The sequence below is a fragment of the Dyadobacter sp. CY356 genome (genome assembly GCF_021440195.1).
GTDB lineage: Bacteria > Bacteroidota > Bacteroidia > Cytophagales > Spirosomataceae > Dyadobacter.
Window position 1 is genome coordinate 74,649 of record NZ_JAJTSZ010000006.1, and the last position, 19,413, is coordinate 94,061.

Sequence of the window (19,413 nt, forward strand, 5' to 3'; positions counted from 1 at the left end):
GGCAGAACCCAATTTCATAGGTTGCATATATGCAAGATTGGAGTAAATGTTATGCCAAAATATCAAATCATTGATATTCAGTTTTTTAACTCCATACTAAACAACAAAAGTGTCCGATAACGGACACTTTTGTTCAGGGACGAACGCCTGTAAATGAAAGAGATTAAGGGTAATATTTTTATTGATTAATAGAAACAGAACCGCCGTTTGCAGACAGATTAACTGGAATTCCACCACCGTTCATTTTTCCTAACACATGGTCTTTTTCAACCTGTCCGTCAAAGTTTTTCAAACTTACAGTCACTTTATTTCCTCTCAGATTTAAATCCATTCCTTTATCCATCGGCATATTCACGCGCAGACTTCCGGCTGAGGTTGACAAATCTACAAACTTGCCAATCTGTGTAATTTCAACTTCCATGCTGCCACCGCTGGTATGCGCTTTCACACTTCCTGAAAGTCCGGCCAGACGGACCGATCCGCCCGAAGTTCCGGCGTCAAGATCACCTTTGATACCATCACCTTTAATACTTCCACCACTCGTTTGCGCAACAATTTCACCAGCAAGACCGTTCAGCGTGATACTGCCGCCGGATGTGTGCAGATTAATCTTTCCGCTTAGTTCACTGGCTTTAATACTACCGCCGCTTGTGCCCAGTGTAATTTCCTTTTTGCAATTTTCCACTTCAATACTACCGCCGGAAGTTTGTCCATTGATTGATCCGTCCAGATCAGATACTTTCAGGCTTCCGCCGCTTGTTCTGAAATCCTGCTCGCCGGTAAGGGAAGAAATACGGATGCTTCCGCCACTTGTGCGCAGATTCGTTGCCATATTTCTTGGTGTGGATATTTTGAATGAAATGGAAACGCTGTTTTTATCCCATCCATTTTTGTTTTTCCGAATAGCTGTTGCTTTTAGAACACTGCCTTCCGTTCCGATAAAAATATCAAAATCTTCGAGTTTGTCTTCAATTTCTTCTTTGCTGAGATTGACTTTTCCGTTCCAGTTATTCGGGCGGACAAACATTTCAACTTTTGCACCACTGGCCTGATCGCCGGCAACTGTTATTGAACCGCCGGAAGTTTCCACTTTAAGATTCGTCAACGAAGTACTTGTGAAATTTTTTGAGACGTAAGGCTTTTCGTCCGAGTTCTGCGCATGGGCGGAAACTGTAATTAACAGAACGAAAGCAGCTAAAAGTAAATTAATTTTTTTCATGATCTAATAAGTTTTCTTGTTGTTTTGAGGGAAGATGTATATTCTTAAACAGAGGTTGCATGGATACTTAAATTTTTAAGGTTTCACGGAAAACAAAAAAGTTAAGGGCAAAGCTCGCTAAGATTAAAACTTCGCGTCCTTTGCCCTTCTTATATACTTCGCGTGAAACCTCACTCCCTTAAAAATCCCGCAAACCATTTTCCCGAATCCTTTATGATCCGTTCCTGATTTTCATAATTAACATATACCAATCCAAAACGGGGATCATATCCTTCTGCCCACTCAAAATTATCCAGAAGTGACCAGGCAAGGTAACCTCCAATTTTGATACCTTCATTTTTTGCTTTTAAAATATTGGCAAGATATTCTTCAAAAAATTGAATCCGTTTAGCATCCTTAACTTCTCCATTTTCCAAAACATCATCAAAAGCGGCCCCGTTTTCGGAGATGATAATTTCTTTAATATTGGGATATGCACTAAACTGCTTCAAGATTTCATACATACCATCCGGTGCAACTTCCCAGCCCATGGCCGTCAGCGGAACATTTCGTTTTCTGGCCGAAACTTCTTCCAGCCAAAGAACGGGGGCGAAATAAGAATGTTTGACAATTACCCGGAAATAGTTTTGTAGACCAATAAAGTCAAAGTCGAACGCCAATTTCTCTGCATCACCTTCCAGCATAAATTTTGATATTCCTTTCAGAAATGGAAAAGAATCAACCGGATATCCCATACCCAAAGCAGGTTCCAGAAATAAACGGTTCATGATCGCATCCGCTCTTTTTGCCGCACGTATGTCTTTTGCACTTTGTGTAAATGGCTGCACGTGAGAGCAGGAAAGCGCGGTACCGATGTAGGCGTTCGGAACCATATCACGTACAATACGCCCGCCTTCTGCCTGGCACATGGCAAGATGGTGTGTCACAGGAAGGAAATTAAACAAACCCTTTTTCCCTGGCGCGTGCATACCTGTTGTATAACCCAGACCTGCCACCGCCATAGGCTCATTCAAAATGATCCAGTTTCTGACTTTGCTGCCAAAAGCATCAGCACAAACCGAAACATATTCAGAAAACCATTTTATTATTTCCCTGTTTTTCCATCCTCCCCGATCTTCCAGTGCCTGGGGCAGATCCCAGTGGTACAGCGTAATCCAGGGGTCAATATTAAGAGAAATGCATTTGTCGATGATCCGGTGATAAAAATCGATACCCTTTTCATTTATCTGCCCGGTACCATCCGGCAAGATCCTCGACCAGGAAATTGAGAAGCGGAATTCTTTAAAACCAAGATCTCTGACAAGTTCAAGATCTTCTTCATATCTATTGTAAAAATCACAGGCAATTTCTGCATGATGACCGTTTTTAATTTTCCCTTTTTGACGGGTAAATGTATCCCAGATCGATGCCCCGCGTCCATGATCTGCAACCGCTCCTTCTACCTGAAATGCTGCCGTGGCAGTTCCCCACTTAAAATCTACACCGAAATCTTTTTTAGATAAAACACCAGATTCAGGAGTTTCCAGATTGGCATCTTGCTCTGTCAGTGTATTTGTATGATTAAAATCCTTCAATTTTTTTTCTGATTATATCCTGAACGTGAAGTCAGTAACACAAAATTAAATCTAATAATTGCGAAAAAGGTAACAATATCGTAATCATACGAAAAACTTAATATTGGAACTGGTATATAACGTTTTATCAGATCCTCCCTTCATTAATAAAGGCTGTTAAACAAAAAATTCCTTCACCCGAAAAGACAGGTGAAGGAATTGAAACTAATAACGCTTTTTACTATCTGATTACCGTAATTTTCTGTTTGGTAATCAAGCCATTGCTTTGTTTAAAGGTTACGATGTAGATTCCGGCTGAAAGGCTGCTGATATCAACATCTACGCCATCTTTCGGAACAAAATCTTTCACCTTTACGCCCCTTGTGTCATAAATCTGGATGCTGGCAATTTGTTCTTTACCATTTCTCAGCTTCATGAAATTCGAACTTGGGTTAGGGTAAAGTACCGCGGACTCATCTGTAACAAAACTTTCACTGATAATTCTGCTGTAAGCAAACGTTTCGTCTTTATCGATCATTCTCAAACGATACAGGTTGTTTCCGTTAGCAGGGTTAGCATGTGTATAGCTATATGATTTTGTAACTGAACTTTCGCCTTGTGCATCAACCGAGCCTAATATTGCCCACTCTTTACCGTTAAGGCTATGTTGTACTTCAAAAGATTTTGAGTTGGTTTCAGCTGTGGTTTTCCATGCAAGTGAAGCAGCTGTACCTTCTTTTTTCACGCTGAAATCTGTAAGTGTTACAGGAAGCGGTGTATCTGTTTTGACAGTCAAACAACCAAGATCAGCATAAAGCTCACCAGCACTTGATGAAATTTCCATCACTACCGATGTCGTTGTGGCAGGAGCCTGTTTTGTCAATGTGTATTTTTTCAATCCTAATGGAGAAGCAGTAACCGACTTGTCAACAACTTGTGTCACCGTAGCAGCGGTTAATTCCGTAGTTCCATTATAGAATCTCAGTTTCAATGTTTGCGTACTGGCACTACCCGCATATCCTGCATACATAATCCAGGTTACTGTATTTCCGGGAGCAATAGTTTTTGTCTGAGTAACTGTCGCTTTGTCGGTAAGTTTACCAGATTTTGTTCCACAAACTACGTAGTCAGTCGAAGTAGTCAATGTACCAGCTCCTGTTTTTGTCCAGTTGCTTGTTCCATCTTCAAAACTTGGATTCAACAGAGCATTTCCTGTACAAGTTTCGCAAACCGGCGGAGTAATTTTAAGACAAGCCGCATCCACTTTGAAATAGTTACCCGTTGCAGAACCCAACACACGGATGTAGGAAGTTCCTGCCGGAGCTGCACCTGCTGTTAAAGTATACTTCGTCATACCATTTGGTCCCGTTGCAGGAACATCCTCAACAGATTTGTTAAGCGCAACTTCTGCCGCCACTGCACCGATTTGATTTCTTGATGCATCCAGATAAATGAGCTGGAATTTATGGCTTTGTTTTACATGGTATCCACCGTAGATGTTCAATACCGCTGTGCTTCCCGGAATTGTATTCACATCCTGCCAGAAACTACCACCGGAAGTACCTAACAAACCATTTTTCGAACCGCAAACAGCATATGCATCGTCATCTGTAAAGATTTGACCTGCATCATTTGATGAGCTCCATCCTGTTGGGATTTGTTTACCATTTACAGTAGTAAAGGTTTCAAAACTAGGGTTAACCAAAGCATTACCATCACAGTTGCAATCAGCAGGAGGTGTTGTTATTTGCATACATGCACCGTCCATTTTAAAATAATCCCCTGTTGCAGTTGCCTCGGCACGAGCGAAGGCAGCATTTGCAGGTGCAGTTGCCGTCAAAACGTATTGTTTTAATATAGGCGAAGTCGAAGGAGCAGTATCAACATCCCAGTCAATGGCAACTGATGTTGCATTGGCCTGAATTAATGTATTGTTTGCAGTATAGAAGGAAAGTTTAAAAGTCTGTCCGTTTTTCACATGGTACCCGCCATAAGCAGAAAACCGAACAACAGAACCAGGCGTAACAGCTTTCTGCTGATAAATACTACCGGCACCATTCAGAACGGTTGCATAAGTACCGCAAACAGCGTACTCAGTATTTTTTGTCGAAAAATTTCCGGTTGCTGTCCAGCTTGTGTTGCCGTCTTCAAAACTTGCATTGGCCAGAACATTATCCGTACATCCGCAGTCAGCAGCAGGACGAGATATTTCCATGCAAAAAGCATCCGTTTTAAACCAGTCACCACCATCCGAAGTAGCTTGGGCACGTACGAAAGCTGCATTGGCGGGAGCAGTACCACTCAAATTATACTGTTTCAGAATTGGGCCATTGCTAGGTGCCGTATCGACATCCCAGTCAACTGCTACTGTTTTCTCACTGATGAAAACTTTGGCAGATGTGTAGAAGGACAATTTAAATGTTTGTCCTTTTTTTACGTGGTAACCACCATACGCAGAAAAAGTAACCGTAGAACCAGGGGCAACACTTTCTTCCTGATAAATCCAGCCTGCACCTTCCAGAACTCCTGCATTTGATCCGCAAACGTCATAAGTAGTGTTTGTAGTCCAGGTTCCTTGTTTTGTCCAACCAGTAAAACCGTTTTCAAAACTTGCGTTGGTCAGGGTATTGTTATCACATCCGCAATCAGGAGTTGTTGTTGTAGCAGAGGAAGTTTCTGAAGGAGTAGATTTTGCGTGTGAATCATTGAAAGATGAGCATAAGACCATTATGCACACCAAAAAGGAGTAAATTGTTTTCATGAGAATGTATAGTTGTTAACGATAATGATGAGAAATTTTAGGGTTAAATAAATTATTGATAAATAAGACGTTACGATAAAATTTTTTCTATTAACCAGTATGTACCGATTTCTGAGAAAATGGAAATTATAAATAGACTTCTTAACGAGTTAGAGGGAGTATTCACCAGTTTTTACAATTAATCTTAACATTCTGGTTATACTATTTCACTTAATCATGGAGGCGTCGACAGGTGCAAATGTAAAAAAAATTCTATTTAAAAATCAAATCATTTTTATGATTAATTTTATATTATACCTGAATAAAAACTATATCTACGACATTTATTAAACTAATTCTACACCTAAAATTTAACTAAATCTACTTATAAAAACATATAAATATGGTAAAAATCAATACTTTACAATTTTTAATGTTACTGATTGTTACATAAAACAGTAAATTTGATTCAAATTTGTAAATATAATTTTTCCAAGTTATATGAAAATATATACTACGCAAATTCTGATAGATTTTTCTATTAATCCGTAGACGATTACATGGAACATTGTAGATTTTAAAACTATTTTTCTGCTTATTTCACAGAACCTAAATGCCTATTATTCAAGACTCTTGAAGACTATCGAAAATCCAATCTAAAACTGCAATTAATTTAAGGACTGAAAAAACCATCATAATCAGATCATTAGATGCAATAACGAAAGGAGTTATGAACGCTATTTATTATACGTTATCAAAGTTCATCTACAACTCGTTACAATTTTATTCTAAATACTGTATGAAACGAAAAATTTAACCGGGAAAGAATGTATATTAGTTTAAGTTTGAATAGCAGCGCGATCAATCAGCCCAATAACCTGATCCATTCATCCCAAAAAAAGTATAGTTTTAAACAGAATTATCTGCACTTTTTAATCAATAAAATTTTTCGAACGAATTGTAGAACACTATGGAATTTCTGTACTGGATTATGCGCTTAATGTAGTATTAGTTATTTCAGAAAAAAATTGCGTGTTAACAAAATTTAATATTCATTTTTCATAAAGTTTGAGAGGATGAATCAGCTTAAATAAAAAAAACCAGCATCTCCGTTGGAGAAACTGGTTCTAAATATTTGGTCAGAAATCTTATGCTACCCTTAATGCAAAATTACCTACATCAAAAATTTCCCTAAGTTCATTCAGTGCTTTACGAATTCTTGATTTAACAGTTCCCAGTGGTAAACTTAATTTTTCTGAAACTTCTTCATGCGTATATCCCTGAAAGTAAACCAGATCTATTAAGATACTTTTCTCCGGAAGTAGTCTGGAAACAATCGCACGAATATCTATTGTGGCCGGAATCGGATTAAAAATAACATTATTTCCCATTTCTGATTCAGCCACAGTATCCCAGCTTACCACGTTTTCCTTTTTAACATCAATCCTCAAACGGTCTATGGCAGTATTTCTTGCAACATTCAGAATCCAGGTAAAAAGTGTCCCTTTTTCTGTGTTATAACTGTCAATATTTTTCCAGATCTTTAAAAAAGAATCCTGCATTACATCTGCTGCTTTTTCTTCATCTTTTACAATTTTCATTATGATCCCATACAAGGCAGAAGCATAATGATCATAAAGATATTCGAAAGCTTCTTTACTGTTACCCTTCAAAGAAGATATCAGTTCGAGTTCGGTGTATGCAGATTTGCTTATCATCTTTTTGAAATTATGTGGTTAATCCGGGTAAGTTTGACAGCTATATCAGCCTTTCATTTGCCACCTGTACAAATTATGTTCCCATACCCCATGATTTTAAATGTGTGTATCCTTTCCCTCTATACTGTGGATTTAGTATTTGAACTGATTACATTTAAAATTGAATTTCCACAGATTACACAAAAACTGAGGAAATTATTATTTGCCGCCATGGAATCCATTCCACACTTTTGAATAATATATTTATGTTATTCTTTTCCAAATTTTAAATCGTGCGAATCAAATAATTCATTATTAGTAAATTAGTCACCCGTTGTATATTTATAAAATCAATTTAAGCTGGCGAATTTTTCCACATCTCCTTTTGGCATATGAAACAACAATTTTTTATAGCTCTATTATTACTCCTTAGTTTTACCGCTGCTGCGCAAAGTACAAGTTCAATTCATTCCGATCCCGACAAAAAACTTACAGAAAAACTGGAAAAAGCAATGGCCGGATTTAAAGGAAGTGCAGGAGTTTATGTAAGGAATTTAAAAACAAACAAGTCCGCATCCGTCAATTCTGACACCATCTTCCCGACCGCCAGTATGGTTAAAATACCCATTATGATCGGCGTTTTTGACAAGATTAACAAAGGTGAACTTCAATTTGATCAGCTCCTCACCTACCGTGATTCACTTAAATATGATGATGGTATTACAGGCTCGTTTCGTGACAGCGCTAAAATCGCGTTACCAAAGGTTATTCATTTAATGATATCGCTTAGCGATAATACGGGCAGTTTATGGTTACAGGCACTGGCAGGAGGCGGGGTGACAATCAATCAATGGCTGGAAACGAATGGATTTATCAGTACCCGCGTGAACTCCCGAACACCCGGGCGCAAACAAAATCAGGCAACCTATGGCTGGGGACAGACAACGCCGCGCGAAATGGCCGAATTGATGGTGATGATAAGACAAGGAAAAGTGGTCAGCCCGGCAGCTAGTGAAAGAATGTACCGATATTTAGGTATGCAGTTCTGGGACGGTGAAGCGTTGTCGCAAATTCCACCTTTTATAAAAACAGGAGCAAAAAGTGGTGCGGTAAATCAGGCAAAATCAGAAGTTGTGATGGTAAACGCGCCTCATGGTGATTATGTTTTTTGTATTACAACCAAAAACCAGCAGGATGAACGCTGGCAAAGAGACAACGAAGGATATAATCTGATACGCAAAATGTCCGAAATAATCTGGAATCATTTCGAGCCGAAGAGTAAATGGAAACCGGTTTCGGGATATGAAAAATGGTGGTTTTAAATTGAAGAATTCTTACCCAAAAGGTAAGAATTCTTCAAAATCCATGTAAAAGTTTACGCCGTAGCACGGCTTTTCTGCAACAGCCAGCGACTTTCTTTTTTGACAAAAGTAATCGGAACATACTCATCATTTGGCGCGCCGATGTAGTAAACCGCCCATTCGGGATCCTGATGCGAAAGCATTTCACTGATGCAATCCGCACGATGTCCGTTTGGATTCGAGCAATTGTCCCAATAAAAAAGCTCAACACGGTAATGAAGCTGCTCTTTCAGCCCATTGACAGTCACTTCAATTTCGATTTCATGTCTTCCTGGAATATTTGGAATCGGGATAGCTATATGGCTCATATAATTGATGTTTAGATGTGTCTTTTTAGTCTGTTTTAAGAGATTTTACCGGGTTCATGAGTGCTGCTTTGATGCTTTGGAAACTTACGGTGAATATCGTGATAACCATGGCCATAAGGCCTGCTAATGCAAAAACCCACCAGGCTATTTCAATCCGCTCTGAAAAATCCTGTAACCATTGATGCATTAAATACCAGGCAACAGGTGTCGCCAGCAGAATTGAAATGAAAACCAGCTTAAAAAAATCTTTTGACAGCAACGCTACTACGCTCGTGACACTGGCACCCAGAACCTTGCGAACCCCGATTTCCTTCGTACGTGTTTCTGCTGTAAATGTGACCAAACCAAAAAGACCCATGCAGGCAATGAAAATGGCAAAAGCGGTGAAGATGGTAAACATTTTTGCCATTCGGATTTCGGTCTTAAAGGTATCATTGAAAGCATCGTCGAGAAAGTAGTATTCAAAAGGTTTGTCGGCCGAATATTTTTTATAAATACTTTCTATCGATTTGATCTTTTCAACAATATTGGATTTAGGATCCATTTTGGCGAATAAAATCCCGGAGCTTTGTTCATTAGCCAACATATTAGTCGTGTCACTGATAATAAAAAGTCCCATAGGAAGTTTTTCATCTTTGGTTGATGCAAAACGGAAGTTTCTTAAAATGCCTACAACCGTTCTGTTAAATACTTTTTGTCCGAGAGGATCTCCTTTTAAACCTAATTCTTTTATCGCCGACTCATTCAGCAGCATTCCATTTCCGTTTTTCCACGAACTGCCCTCCGGCTTAACTTTCCAGGCCAATCCGAGCGTATTTATATAATTGGCATCAACTTCGGCATAGGATATACTCACATCTTTCTGTGTTGATTTATTCTGAGAAAAAAACATGTTATACCCCTTGTATAATCCAGTACTGGAAAAAGCAACCTGTTCGACACCAGTCAGTTCAGCTATTTCATTTTTAAATGAAAAATAATTTTTGCCGATGGATCCACTTATCGGGATGTTCAGCATCTGGTCTTTATTAAGCCCCAATTTGACATTTTGCATAAATGACAACTGCTGCTGAATGATTAAGCTGCAAACAATCAGTGCGATGGAAACTGTAAACTGGAAAACCATAAAGACCTTTCTTAAACCAGCACCTTTTTGCTGGCTTCCCAATCGTCCTTTTAATACTTCAATCGGAGAAAATCCGGACAAAATCAATGCGGGATAACTTCCCGCAATGAAAGCGCTAAAAAGCAAAATACCGCTTAGTATGGCTATGAATGATGGAGTTAAAAGAAACGAAGCGTCAATATTTAGATTTAGTAAATTATAAAATGGCTGGCGCATAAGCTCGACCAGGACAAAAGACAAACCAAACGCAATACAGCAAACCAAAATTGATTCAGTGTAAAATTGTTTGATCAAACCGCTTCTCCCTGCCCCCGCAACTTTACGAACGCCTACTTCCTTTGCCCGCTGTGTCGCCCTGGCTGTGGTGAGACTCATGTAATTAAAAAGTGCCAGAAATGGTATTAATGAAGCAATACCGGCAAAAATTTTGATCAGTTTGATATTCCCCCCTGAATCCGTTGAATTATTTCCAAGATGAACAGTTGTAAACCCTTCCAACGAGTAATCAGCTTTTTTATCAAAATCATCCATTTCAATACCTGCTGTAAGAATTTTTTTCTCTACTTTTTTAACAGAATTTTCAGAATCCAGTAAAAGATAGGTATTGAAGGCACCGGCATGTTCCCAAATTTCTTTACCGTTTTGATTTAGCTGAGGTATTGTTGTAATGGATGCAACAAAATCAAAATTGAAAGTAGAATTGGAAGGAGGATTTTCCGCGACTCCGGTAATTTCGAATACATGTTTTCCTTCATACAAAAGTGTTTTCCCAACAGGATCAGTATCACCAAAATATTTCTTTGCGGCGCGTTCTGAAATCACCATGGTATAAGGCCTGTTCAATATTTCACTTTTATTGCCTTCCCTTAATTTAAAAGAGAATACTTTGAAAAAAGAAGGGTCTGCAAACATGAAGTATTTTTCACTGAATAAGGCTGACGAATTTTCTGAATTTTTAATCACCACAGCCTGATAGGATTCTCTTACCCGCACAAAGTCCTGGATTTCAGGAGTTGACTGTTTAAGAAATGGACCCAGTTTTGCATTGAAATTCTTGAATTGCATCTCATGCCCGTCCATCTTTACCTTCGCCAGCACCCCATAAATCCTGTCACCGTTTTTATGAAACTTATCATAACTATACTCATGCATCACAAACATGAGTATCAGCATGGAAACGGCCATACCCATTGCCAGTCCAACGATATTGATGAAGGAATAATCCTTATGCTTCCAAATATTCCTTGCAGCGATTTTCAGGTAGTTTTTGAACATGAGAAGTAAGGTTTATTATTCTGAACGAAGAGATTTTACAGGATTGGCCAGGGCCACTTTTATACTTTGAAAACTTATGGTGATCAAAGAAATCACAATGGCTGTTACCGCTGCAATGGCGAAAATCTTCCAGGAAACATCGACACGATAAGCGTAATTTTGCAGCCATTTATTCATTGCATACCACGCCAGAGGCGTAGATAAAACAATAGCAATAAATACAAGTTTTAGAAAATCTCTCGACAACAAACCCACCAGGCCAAAAACGGAAGCACCCAATACTTTCCGGATCCCGATTTCCTTGGTGCGTTGTTCAGCTGTAAACGCGGCCAATGCGAATAATCCCAGACAGCCAATAAACAAGGCAAGAATTGTAAAAACACCCAGCACAGTACTTGTTTTTGCTTCCGAAACGTAAAGACGCGAAAAGGAAGAATCAAGGAAATCATGTTCAAAAGGTGCCTCGGGAACGGAAGCTTTCCAGAGCTTTTCCACTTTCTGAATCACGGCCTTCTCTGAACCCGGAGATAATCTTATGGCTACGTTTGAATCCCAGGTCTGATAACTTTTGGAAGATTCGTTAAAGATCGCAATCGGTTCAATGGCCAGTTTAACGGATCCATTATAAAAATTTTTCATCACACCAATTACTTGAAAACGCTGGTTTCTATTCCCTGGATACCGCATCCATTTTCCAACAGCATTTTCCCAGCCCATGGCTTTTACAGCCGCTTCGTTTAAGATCACGCTGGACGAATCGCTTTTGGTATTGGATAAGAAATTGCGTCCGGCAATAATTTCTATTCCTAATGTCGGAATAAAATTCATGTCCGTCATAAATGAACTCAGGAGCAGACTTTTTACAACGGCATGTTTTTGATCTCCTTGTTCCGGCTCATAATAATCTGCAAAACTTCCCAGAGATGGCAGGTAAGTGGCATAAGTAGAACTGACAACAGCAGGGATCTGCGACAATTGCTGACGAAAAGTTTCTTTGGCAGAAGTGTTTCCCAGATGCCGTGCGTTTTTTATGATCAAAACATTTTCACGCTGCAAACCGGGAGAAATTTTTGTTGCAAAATGTAATTGCTGGTATACCACAAAAGCGCCCAACATCAGCACGATGGATACCGAAAATTGAAAAACAACCAAACCATTACGCAAGAACATGTGACCTCCGGTAGCGGCTGTACCAGACATCTTCGAAATATCAACAGTTTTGGATTTTGAAAAATAAAAAGCAGGATATAAACCGCAAGCCAAACCAGTTAAAAGTGGCAACAGCACAACAAAAGGCAATATTCTGAAAGAATAAAGATCTTCAATTTCCAATCTTAATCCTGTAAGTTTATTAAAGAAAGGTAGAGTTATTGACGTTAATACGGCAGCCAGCATCATCGCGATCAGACTAAACAAAATCGATTCAGTCAAAAACTGCCCGACCAGAACATTCTTGTTTGAACCCAGTGCACGCCGGATCCCAACCTCTCTGGTGCGTTTGATCGACCTGGCTGTCGACAGATTCATGAAGTTGACGCAGGCAAGCAGAAGTATCAACCCGCCGACAATAGCGAAAATATTCACCTGCTGCTTATCTCCAAGCGTTGACAGCCGGGAATAAAAACCTGCTGCATTCAGGTGCAAAGATTTCAGAGGAATTAACTTGACATCCAGCCTGTCGCCATTTTGCAACTGTTTCAGAAAATCTTGTCCTACCCGTTCGTATGCCGCCGGGGCATACCGTTTTACCATATCCGGGAATTTCGCTTCAAGCACCGCCAAGGTTTCCGGCGTTGGTTTTTCACGGAATTTAGCCCAGGTATCAACTTGCAGCCAGATCCAGCTCCAGGCAAAATTTTCGACAACATGAAAATTTTGCATTGGCAATAAAAAGTCAAATTGAACGGAGGACGTTTCGGGAAGATCTTTTAGTATGCCCGTAACCGTATAAATGTTTCCATTGATTTCAAGAGCCTGTCCAATTGGTGATACAGAGCCAAAATATTTTTCAGCAGTTTTTTCTGTCAATACCAAACTGCCGGACTTATCCAGGGCTGACAAATTGCCTTCCTTCATCGGGAAAGCAAATAATTTCAAAAATAAAGTATCCGCCGCGATGGCCGTCGTTTCATTATATTGCAGCGGTTCAGTGCCTGAAATGCTGCGTCGAACGATTGCACTTCCGAGATTAAATGTCCTGGCCGTCATCTCGATTTCCGGATAGTCGGTTGCCAGTCTTGGCCCAAGTGGTGGCGGTGTGTTGGTTGTTTTTCCTTCCTCACCGCCCATTTTAAAATCAAGCGCTACCGAGAATATCCGGTCTGCATCAGGCAGAAATTCATCAAAACTTCTTTCATAATAAACATAGATCCCGATAAGCCAGCACGCAGCCAATCCGACACCAAGGCCGGTCACATTCACAAGCGAGAAAAAAGTCTGCCGGCGAAAATTCCGGAGTGCTACCTTAATGTGATTGCTTATCATCGTTTTATCTTTAAGAAGTTAGGCAAAAAAAATCGCAAGAAGTATCATTTCAAAACAACCATCTACTCCGATTTTAAAGACTTGACCGGGTTCATCAATGCGGCTTTTATCGATTGGAAACTTACCGTTGCCAAAGCAATCAGTATCGCCGAAATCCCGACAGCCACAAAAACCCAGAAACTGATTTCAATGCGATAAGAGTAATTATCCAGCCATTTTTGCATAAAAAACCAGGCAAGCGGCGTGGCAATGATAATGGACAAAACGACCATTTTCACAAAATCTTCGGAAAGTGTATAGACAATACTTGAAATGCTGGCACCCAACACTTTGCGAACGCCAATTTCTTTCGTACGCTGTTCGATTACCATCAGGGCAACCGCAAATAATCCCAGACATGAAAGTAAAATAGCAACTCCGGATGCCAGACTGAAAATCTGAGACAACCGTTCTTCTTCCCTATACCAGGAATCCGTATTTTCATCCATATATGAACCGATAAATTCAGCCTGTGGAGCAACTTCTTTCCAAACAAGTTTCAACTTGTCCATCGCTCCGGCCAGACTTTGAGGAGTAACCCGAACAAAAATATAACTGATTGGTTCAGAATGAGAAAGATGCAAAGTAATCGGCTTCTGATCTGCTTTCAGCGAGTACAAATGAAAATCAGGAACCAGACCAATAATCTGGTATTTAACTCCTGCCGTATCCGTTTGAAAATATTTCCCAACCGGATCCTTTTCCCCGATCATTTTGGCCATCTGCTCCGTAATAATCACCCTGTCCAGTGAGTCAGTTGGATATGCAGGATCAAATTCACGGCCATCAAGGAGTTTGATTCCAAGTGTTTTTGCGTATTCATAATCCACAGATACCCAGTCTGATGAAATTTCTTTTTCCTTATAGGTAAACCCAATCACACTTCTGGATGTGCTGTGATCTTTCCCAACGCCAAGATTTACAGCACTTCCCGAAATACCAAGAATTGTCGGATCGTTGTCCAGTGCATTGTGCATTCTTCTTAGCACCTGCTGGCCATTTGCTTTGTTACCAACCGGAATGCTGATCACCTGATCCTTATTAAACCCAAGCGGTTGCGTGCGGAGAAAACCTACCTGCTGAATGGCTATAATGGTGCAGCAGATCAATAAACTGGACAAGGTGAATTGAGTCACGATCAGAGAATTACGCAGGATTCCCGGACGCTTCAGGGTAATTTTTCCTTTTAAAACTTCAACAGCATTAAATTTCGACATTTGCCAAGCCGGATAACCGCCCGCAATGAGTGTGACAAGCACAAAAAGACCGAAAATAATAGCCAGAGACTCCGGCTGGAAAATATACTCCAGCGTTAATTTCGCTTTGAAAGTGGCATTAAATTGTGGCAGAAAAACGTAGGCAAGTAATAGTCCGGCAAGAAAACCGACAAAACAGATCATTGAAGTCTCTCCCCATATCTGGACAAAAAGCTGATTTTTGAGTGCCCCCAGTGATTTACGAACACCAACTTCCCTGGCGCGGGTGAATGACCGCGCAACACTAAGATTAATAAAATTGATACAGGCGATCAGCAGAATAAAAGTTGCGATACCCATTAAGGCATAAATCAAAATGGAAGAAGATGCGCCACCCGTGATGTCCTTATCAAAATGTATGTCAGCGAGTTTTTGTAATCTGACAGCAAAAATATCACCGCGTTTGTCTGGTTTAGCTCCTTGTTTTTTCAGGGTAGTTATATTATCTGCAAAATATTTCTTTGAAAAAGATTTCAATCGTTTTTCAAAAGCTGCCTGATCGGCATTCGGTGTCAATTTTAAGTAAACCTTGTGTGACATGGCACCCCAATGGTCCTTTTGCTGCTGATATTGCTGATGGTTTTCGATACGGATGAAGGCATCATATTGAATGGTTGAATTATCCGGGAAATCGCCGAGCACACCTGTGACAATGTATTGCTTCTGACTTCCTCCTTCCGATCCAAGTTGTATTTGTTTACCTACCGGATCTTCGCTACCAAAAACAGCTTTTGCCATATTCTGGCTGATTACAATATTGCTTAGGTCATTAAGCGCAGTTTCAGCACTTCCCTTTAGCATCGGAAAAGAAAATATTTTCAGAAAATCAGGGTCGGTTAGCATGACCTGTTTGTCAAAATACTTGCCTTTGTATTCAACCAGACTACTGCCGTTCATTAATCTTGTAGCGGCTTCTACTTCCGGATATTCTGCTTTTAAAGCTGGCGTAAGCGGCATAGGCATGGAACTGGCTTTCTCTTCTTTTTCAGGATTGTTTGAAAACAGATAAGCCTGAAAAATCCGGTCGCCGTCCTTGTGGAAACCGTCGAAAGACAACTGAAAATAAGCGGTCAGAAAGAGAAAAATGCTGATACAAAAAGCGACAGAAAGCCCGACAATGTTAATCGAAGCATAACCCTTACTTTTCCAGAGATTTCTGAATGCAATTTTGAAGTAATTACGTATCATATCATTGGTTATTTACCAGTTGAAAAACCTATTTCCTTTTCTGTTTCTGTAATAATCCGTTGGCGTTCAGCTTCCGATTTCCCGTTTGCATTCAACGTTCTTTCATATTCAAAATCTTCACCATTTTTGATAAACTGATAATGCATATACATCTCACCTGCTGCATTATATTTTATCTGTTTTGAAAAAGGTTTTTTTGCCGCTGGACGATTATTGTTATCATGATTATCAGAAGTCGAAGTTTCTTCCATATCGACAGTTACCTCAGATTTAGGTGCTTTCGGAGGTTTTGCTGCTATGGGGACTGTGGGAATTGTATGTTCCGGAATTTCAGCAACAAGCACGTCAAGTGAATCCAAAATTTTATCCTTAAAAACCAGCCTGGCAATTTTATCCAGGGAAGAAATGTCAAAAGTGTGATCAAAATCGAATTCCTCACCATCGATATTGCCGCTCATGTGGATAGAAAGCGCATTTCCATCAGTGGCAACACTCCGGCAAACTGTTTTTGACTGTCCGAATGCAACAGAGTTACTTACGGCAAAAAAGAGAAATATATATTTTTTCATGACTAAACTGGTTATTCAGATTTTAAAGATTTTACCGGATTCATCATCGCTGCTTTGATACTTTGGAAACCAACCGTGAGTATGGTAAGAAACAGTGCAAAAACACCAACGAGAGCGAATACATACCATTTCAGCTCAACATGGTACTGATAACTTTGTAGAAAACTTTTAACAAAACTATAAGCAAGCGGAAGTCCGATCGCAATAGAAATTGTAACAAGGGCGATAAAATCGCGCGACAACAGGATGGCAATTTCCCGCACGTTTGCACCGAGAACCTTACGAATTCCAACTTCCTTGATGCGTTGATTTGCAGCCAGTGTGATCAGTCCAAAAATACCGGCAAGCGCAATGACAATCGAAAGAATGGTCACAAAATTCACCATTTTCCAGATACCATCCAGATCGTTATACTGCCTGCTGACCTCATCAGATAAATAGAAAAATTTGAACGGCTTTTTAGCCGGGATCTTTTTCATTTTTGATTCCAGAGCAGCAAGTACCGTCACCGCATTTTTGCTATCATCAAATTTAATTGTCAGGTAACTATTCAAGGCGGTTGTCCCTTCATACCAGTGAATCAGGGGTTCAATCCGTTCTTTTAATTCCTGATAATTAAAATCCTTCATCACGCCCACAATGGTATATACTTTTTGATTGCTTTTTGGCCGGAGACGCTTTCCAACCGCCGATTTCCAACCAAGTGCTTTCATGGCGGATTCATTGATAATAACCGGATTATTTTCTCCGTTTTTATCCAGCTCCTCTGAAAAATCCCGGCCTTCCAACATCCTGATATTGTAGGTTTTGGTATAGGCTGAACTTGTACCTCCCTGCCTGAGCCTGATTTCTTTGTCGGGCTCAGATTCGGAAAAATAGACGTTGTAATTATTCCAGTATTTTGTCGGAACCACACCGGAAGTCGATATACTTTTAATATGAGGATTTTGTTTTAAATCATCCAGAATTCCAGTAAACTGCCCCACCGCCGTATTCTCATCTTTATACTGCATATCCGACTGGACGACGACAATATTTTCTTTATCAAAACCGACGTTTGCTTCCCTCATGAAACCAATCTGCATTCTAACGCTGATTGCACCTAAAATAAGGATAATCGTAAGCGCAAACTGGATTACAATCAAACTCTCCCTGGTCCAGCTTCTCGACTGTGTTTTTTTTGTAATTTTTCCTTTAATCGTATCCCGGATGTCAAGTTTATTCAGATAAAGGGCAGGATAAGTACCCGCTACAAAAGCAATAATTCCGATAATCAGCAGTAGGGTCAGAATCGTAACTTTATCCTGCTCCCAATTCAACATCAGCTGCATACGCCCCTGGCGATACTCGTTGAACTGAGGGATTAGATAAGAAACTGCAAAAAATATCGAAAGTATTAAAGCCGAAACCAAAACAATCCCTGATTCAAACCAGAACTGGGTTAAGATTTGCCGTAGATTAGAACCTGTTACTTTTCTAACTGCCACTTCCTTCGCCCTTGTAAAAGCAATTGCTGTATTTAAATTGATAAGATTGATACTAATAATAAGCAAAATGAAAACGGCGATGGTCATTGCGCCGTAGATCATATTTTTGAAAAAGGGATTCTGATAATGGATAAAATCTTTTATCGGTGCAATACGAATTTTTCGATCCTTACCGCCTTCAGCGAAATGCGTTTTAACAAATCCGGGAAATTTTCCTTCGAGCTTACTGACAGATGCTCCCTTATCAAGTTTGATGTAAACGGTTGCGAAGGTATTGTACCAGTCTGCGTTTTCCTGAAAATTCTTGTCTGATTCCAGATTCGCAATAGGCATTAGTACGTCAAACTGGATGGAAGAATTAGCCGGCAAATTTTGCAGTACGCCCGTTACAGTGAAATTCAGGGTATCATTTACAGAAACAATTTGTCCGACCGGGTTCGTATCACCAAAAAGCGATATGGCAATATCATTGTTGATAAGAATCGATTGCTTGTTTTTTAAAGCAGTTGCGGCGTTACCATATTTGAGTTTAAAAGAAAAAATATCAAAAAAAGTGCTGTCGACATATTTTGTACTTCCCTGGATATCCTTGCCTTTGTAGTTAATCCATGCATTTCCCCAACCCTGAACATGAGTTCCTTTTTTAATTTCAGGATAAGTCTTCAGCAACTGGTCTAAAATCGGATAAACAGTCTGGTTATATCGGCTGTCTTTATCTTCTGTCTGGATAAAATAAATCTGGTCGCTTTCTCGATGGAACGTGTCGAAAGTCAATCCTCTCTGGATGAATAAAATAAGGACTACAGCGCTTGCCAGCCCAAGAGAAAGTCCAAGAAGATTTATCCCGGTAAACAGCCGGTTTTTCCAAAGTGAGCGAAAAGCAATTTTAATGTAGTTTTTGAACATGATTACAGCCTTTCAAAGGGTTGATGACAACGCGCGCTGTTGTGATTTCACATGACCGGGAATTGTCCAATGCAAATATTAAATTATTATACCACATCCAACCACTCAGTATAACACATTAATAATCAAATTATTAACTCAGTTAAAACTAAAACAAGGTGTCCGAAATCGGACACCTTGTTCATTTGCGTACTTTTTTATCTAA

At 39.8% G+C, this 19,413-nt stretch carries 11 protein-coding genes; 1 reads left to right on the top strand and 10 read right to left on the bottom strand.

Annotation, left to right across the window (positions count from 1 at the left end):
* Positions 1–178 precede the first annotated feature (178 nt).
* The 4 genes from LXL81_RS19295 to LXL81_RS19310 form a co-directional block, all read right to left on the bottom strand.
* Positions 179–1,219, bottom strand: coding sequence for a hypothetical protein (locus LXL81_RS19295; RefSeq protein WP_234648402.1), 1,041 nt, complete (start codon positions 1,217–1,219; stop codon positions 179–181).
* Between the two features lie 170 nt (positions 1,220–1,389).
* Positions 1,390–2,745: a GH1 family beta-glucosidase gene (locus LXL81_RS19300; RefSeq protein WP_234648735.1), complete on the bottom strand. Its 1,356-nt coding sequence runs from the start codon at positions 2,743–2,745 to the stop codon at positions 1,390–1,392.
* Positions 2,746–3,013: 268 nt separating this feature from the next.
* Positions 3,014–5,533, bottom strand: a complete 2,520-nt coding sequence (locus LXL81_RS19305) for a T9SS type A sorting domain-containing protein (RefSeq protein WP_234648403.1) — start codon at positions 5,531–5,533, stop codon at positions 3,014–3,016.
* 1,127 nt (positions 5,534–6,660) lie between these two features.
* Positions 6,661–7,230: an RNA polymerase sigma factor gene (locus tag LXL81_RS19310; protein WP_234648404.1), complete on the bottom strand. Its 570-nt coding sequence runs from the start codon at positions 7,228–7,230 to the stop codon at positions 6,661–6,663.
* Between the two features lie 371 nt (positions 7,231–7,601).
* Here LXL81_RS19310 and LXL81_RS19315 point away from each other — a divergent pair, with 371 nt between their 5' ends.
* Positions 7,602–8,531 (top strand): serine hydrolase, encoded by a 930-nt coding sequence (locus LXL81_RS19315; protein ID WP_234648405.1) that lies wholly within the window; start codon positions 7,602–7,604, stop codon positions 8,529–8,531.
* Positions 8,532–8,584: 53 nt separating this feature from the next.
* On the opposite strand, the gene LXL81_RS19320 is transcribed toward LXL81_RS19315, so the two are convergent.
* From LXL81_RS19320 to LXL81_RS19345, 6 genes are all read right to left on the bottom strand, one after another.
* Positions 8,585–8,878 carry a hypothetical protein gene (locus tag LXL81_RS19320; protein WP_234648406.1) on the bottom strand — a complete coding sequence of 98 codons (294 nt, stop codon included), beginning with the start codon at positions 8,876–8,878 and terminating at the stop codon, positions 8,585–8,587.
* 25 nt (positions 8,879–8,903) lie between these two features.
* Complete coding sequence (locus LXL81_RS19325; protein WP_234648407.1) at positions 8,904–11,279, bottom strand: ABC transporter permease; 2,376 nt, start codon at positions 11,277–11,279, stop codon at positions 8,904–8,906.
* Positions 11,280–11,294: 15 nt separating this feature from the next.
* Positions 11,295–13,763 (bottom strand): ABC transporter permease, encoded by a 2,469-nt coding sequence (locus tag LXL81_RS19330; RefSeq protein WP_234648408.1) that lies wholly within the window; start codon positions 13,761–13,763, stop codon positions 11,295–11,297.
* Between the two features lie 62 nt (positions 13,764–13,825).
* Positions 13,826–16,246 carry an ABC transporter permease gene (locus LXL81_RS19335; RefSeq protein WP_234648409.1) on the bottom strand — a complete coding sequence of 807 codons (2,421 nt, stop codon included), beginning with the start codon at positions 16,244–16,246 and terminating at the stop codon, positions 13,826–13,828.
* An 8-nt stretch (positions 16,247–16,254) separates the two neighbouring features.
* Positions 16,255–16,815 (bottom strand): hypothetical protein, encoded by a 561-nt coding sequence (locus LXL81_RS19340; RefSeq protein ID WP_234648410.1) that lies wholly within the window; start codon positions 16,813–16,815, stop codon positions 16,255–16,257.
* An 11-nt stretch (positions 16,816–16,826) separates the two neighbouring features.
* Positions 16,827–19,208, bottom strand: a complete 2,382-nt coding sequence (locus LXL81_RS19345; RefSeq protein ID WP_234648411.1) for an ABC transporter permease — start codon at positions 19,206–19,208, stop codon at positions 16,827–16,829.
* Positions 19,209–19,413 lie beyond the last annotated feature (205 nt).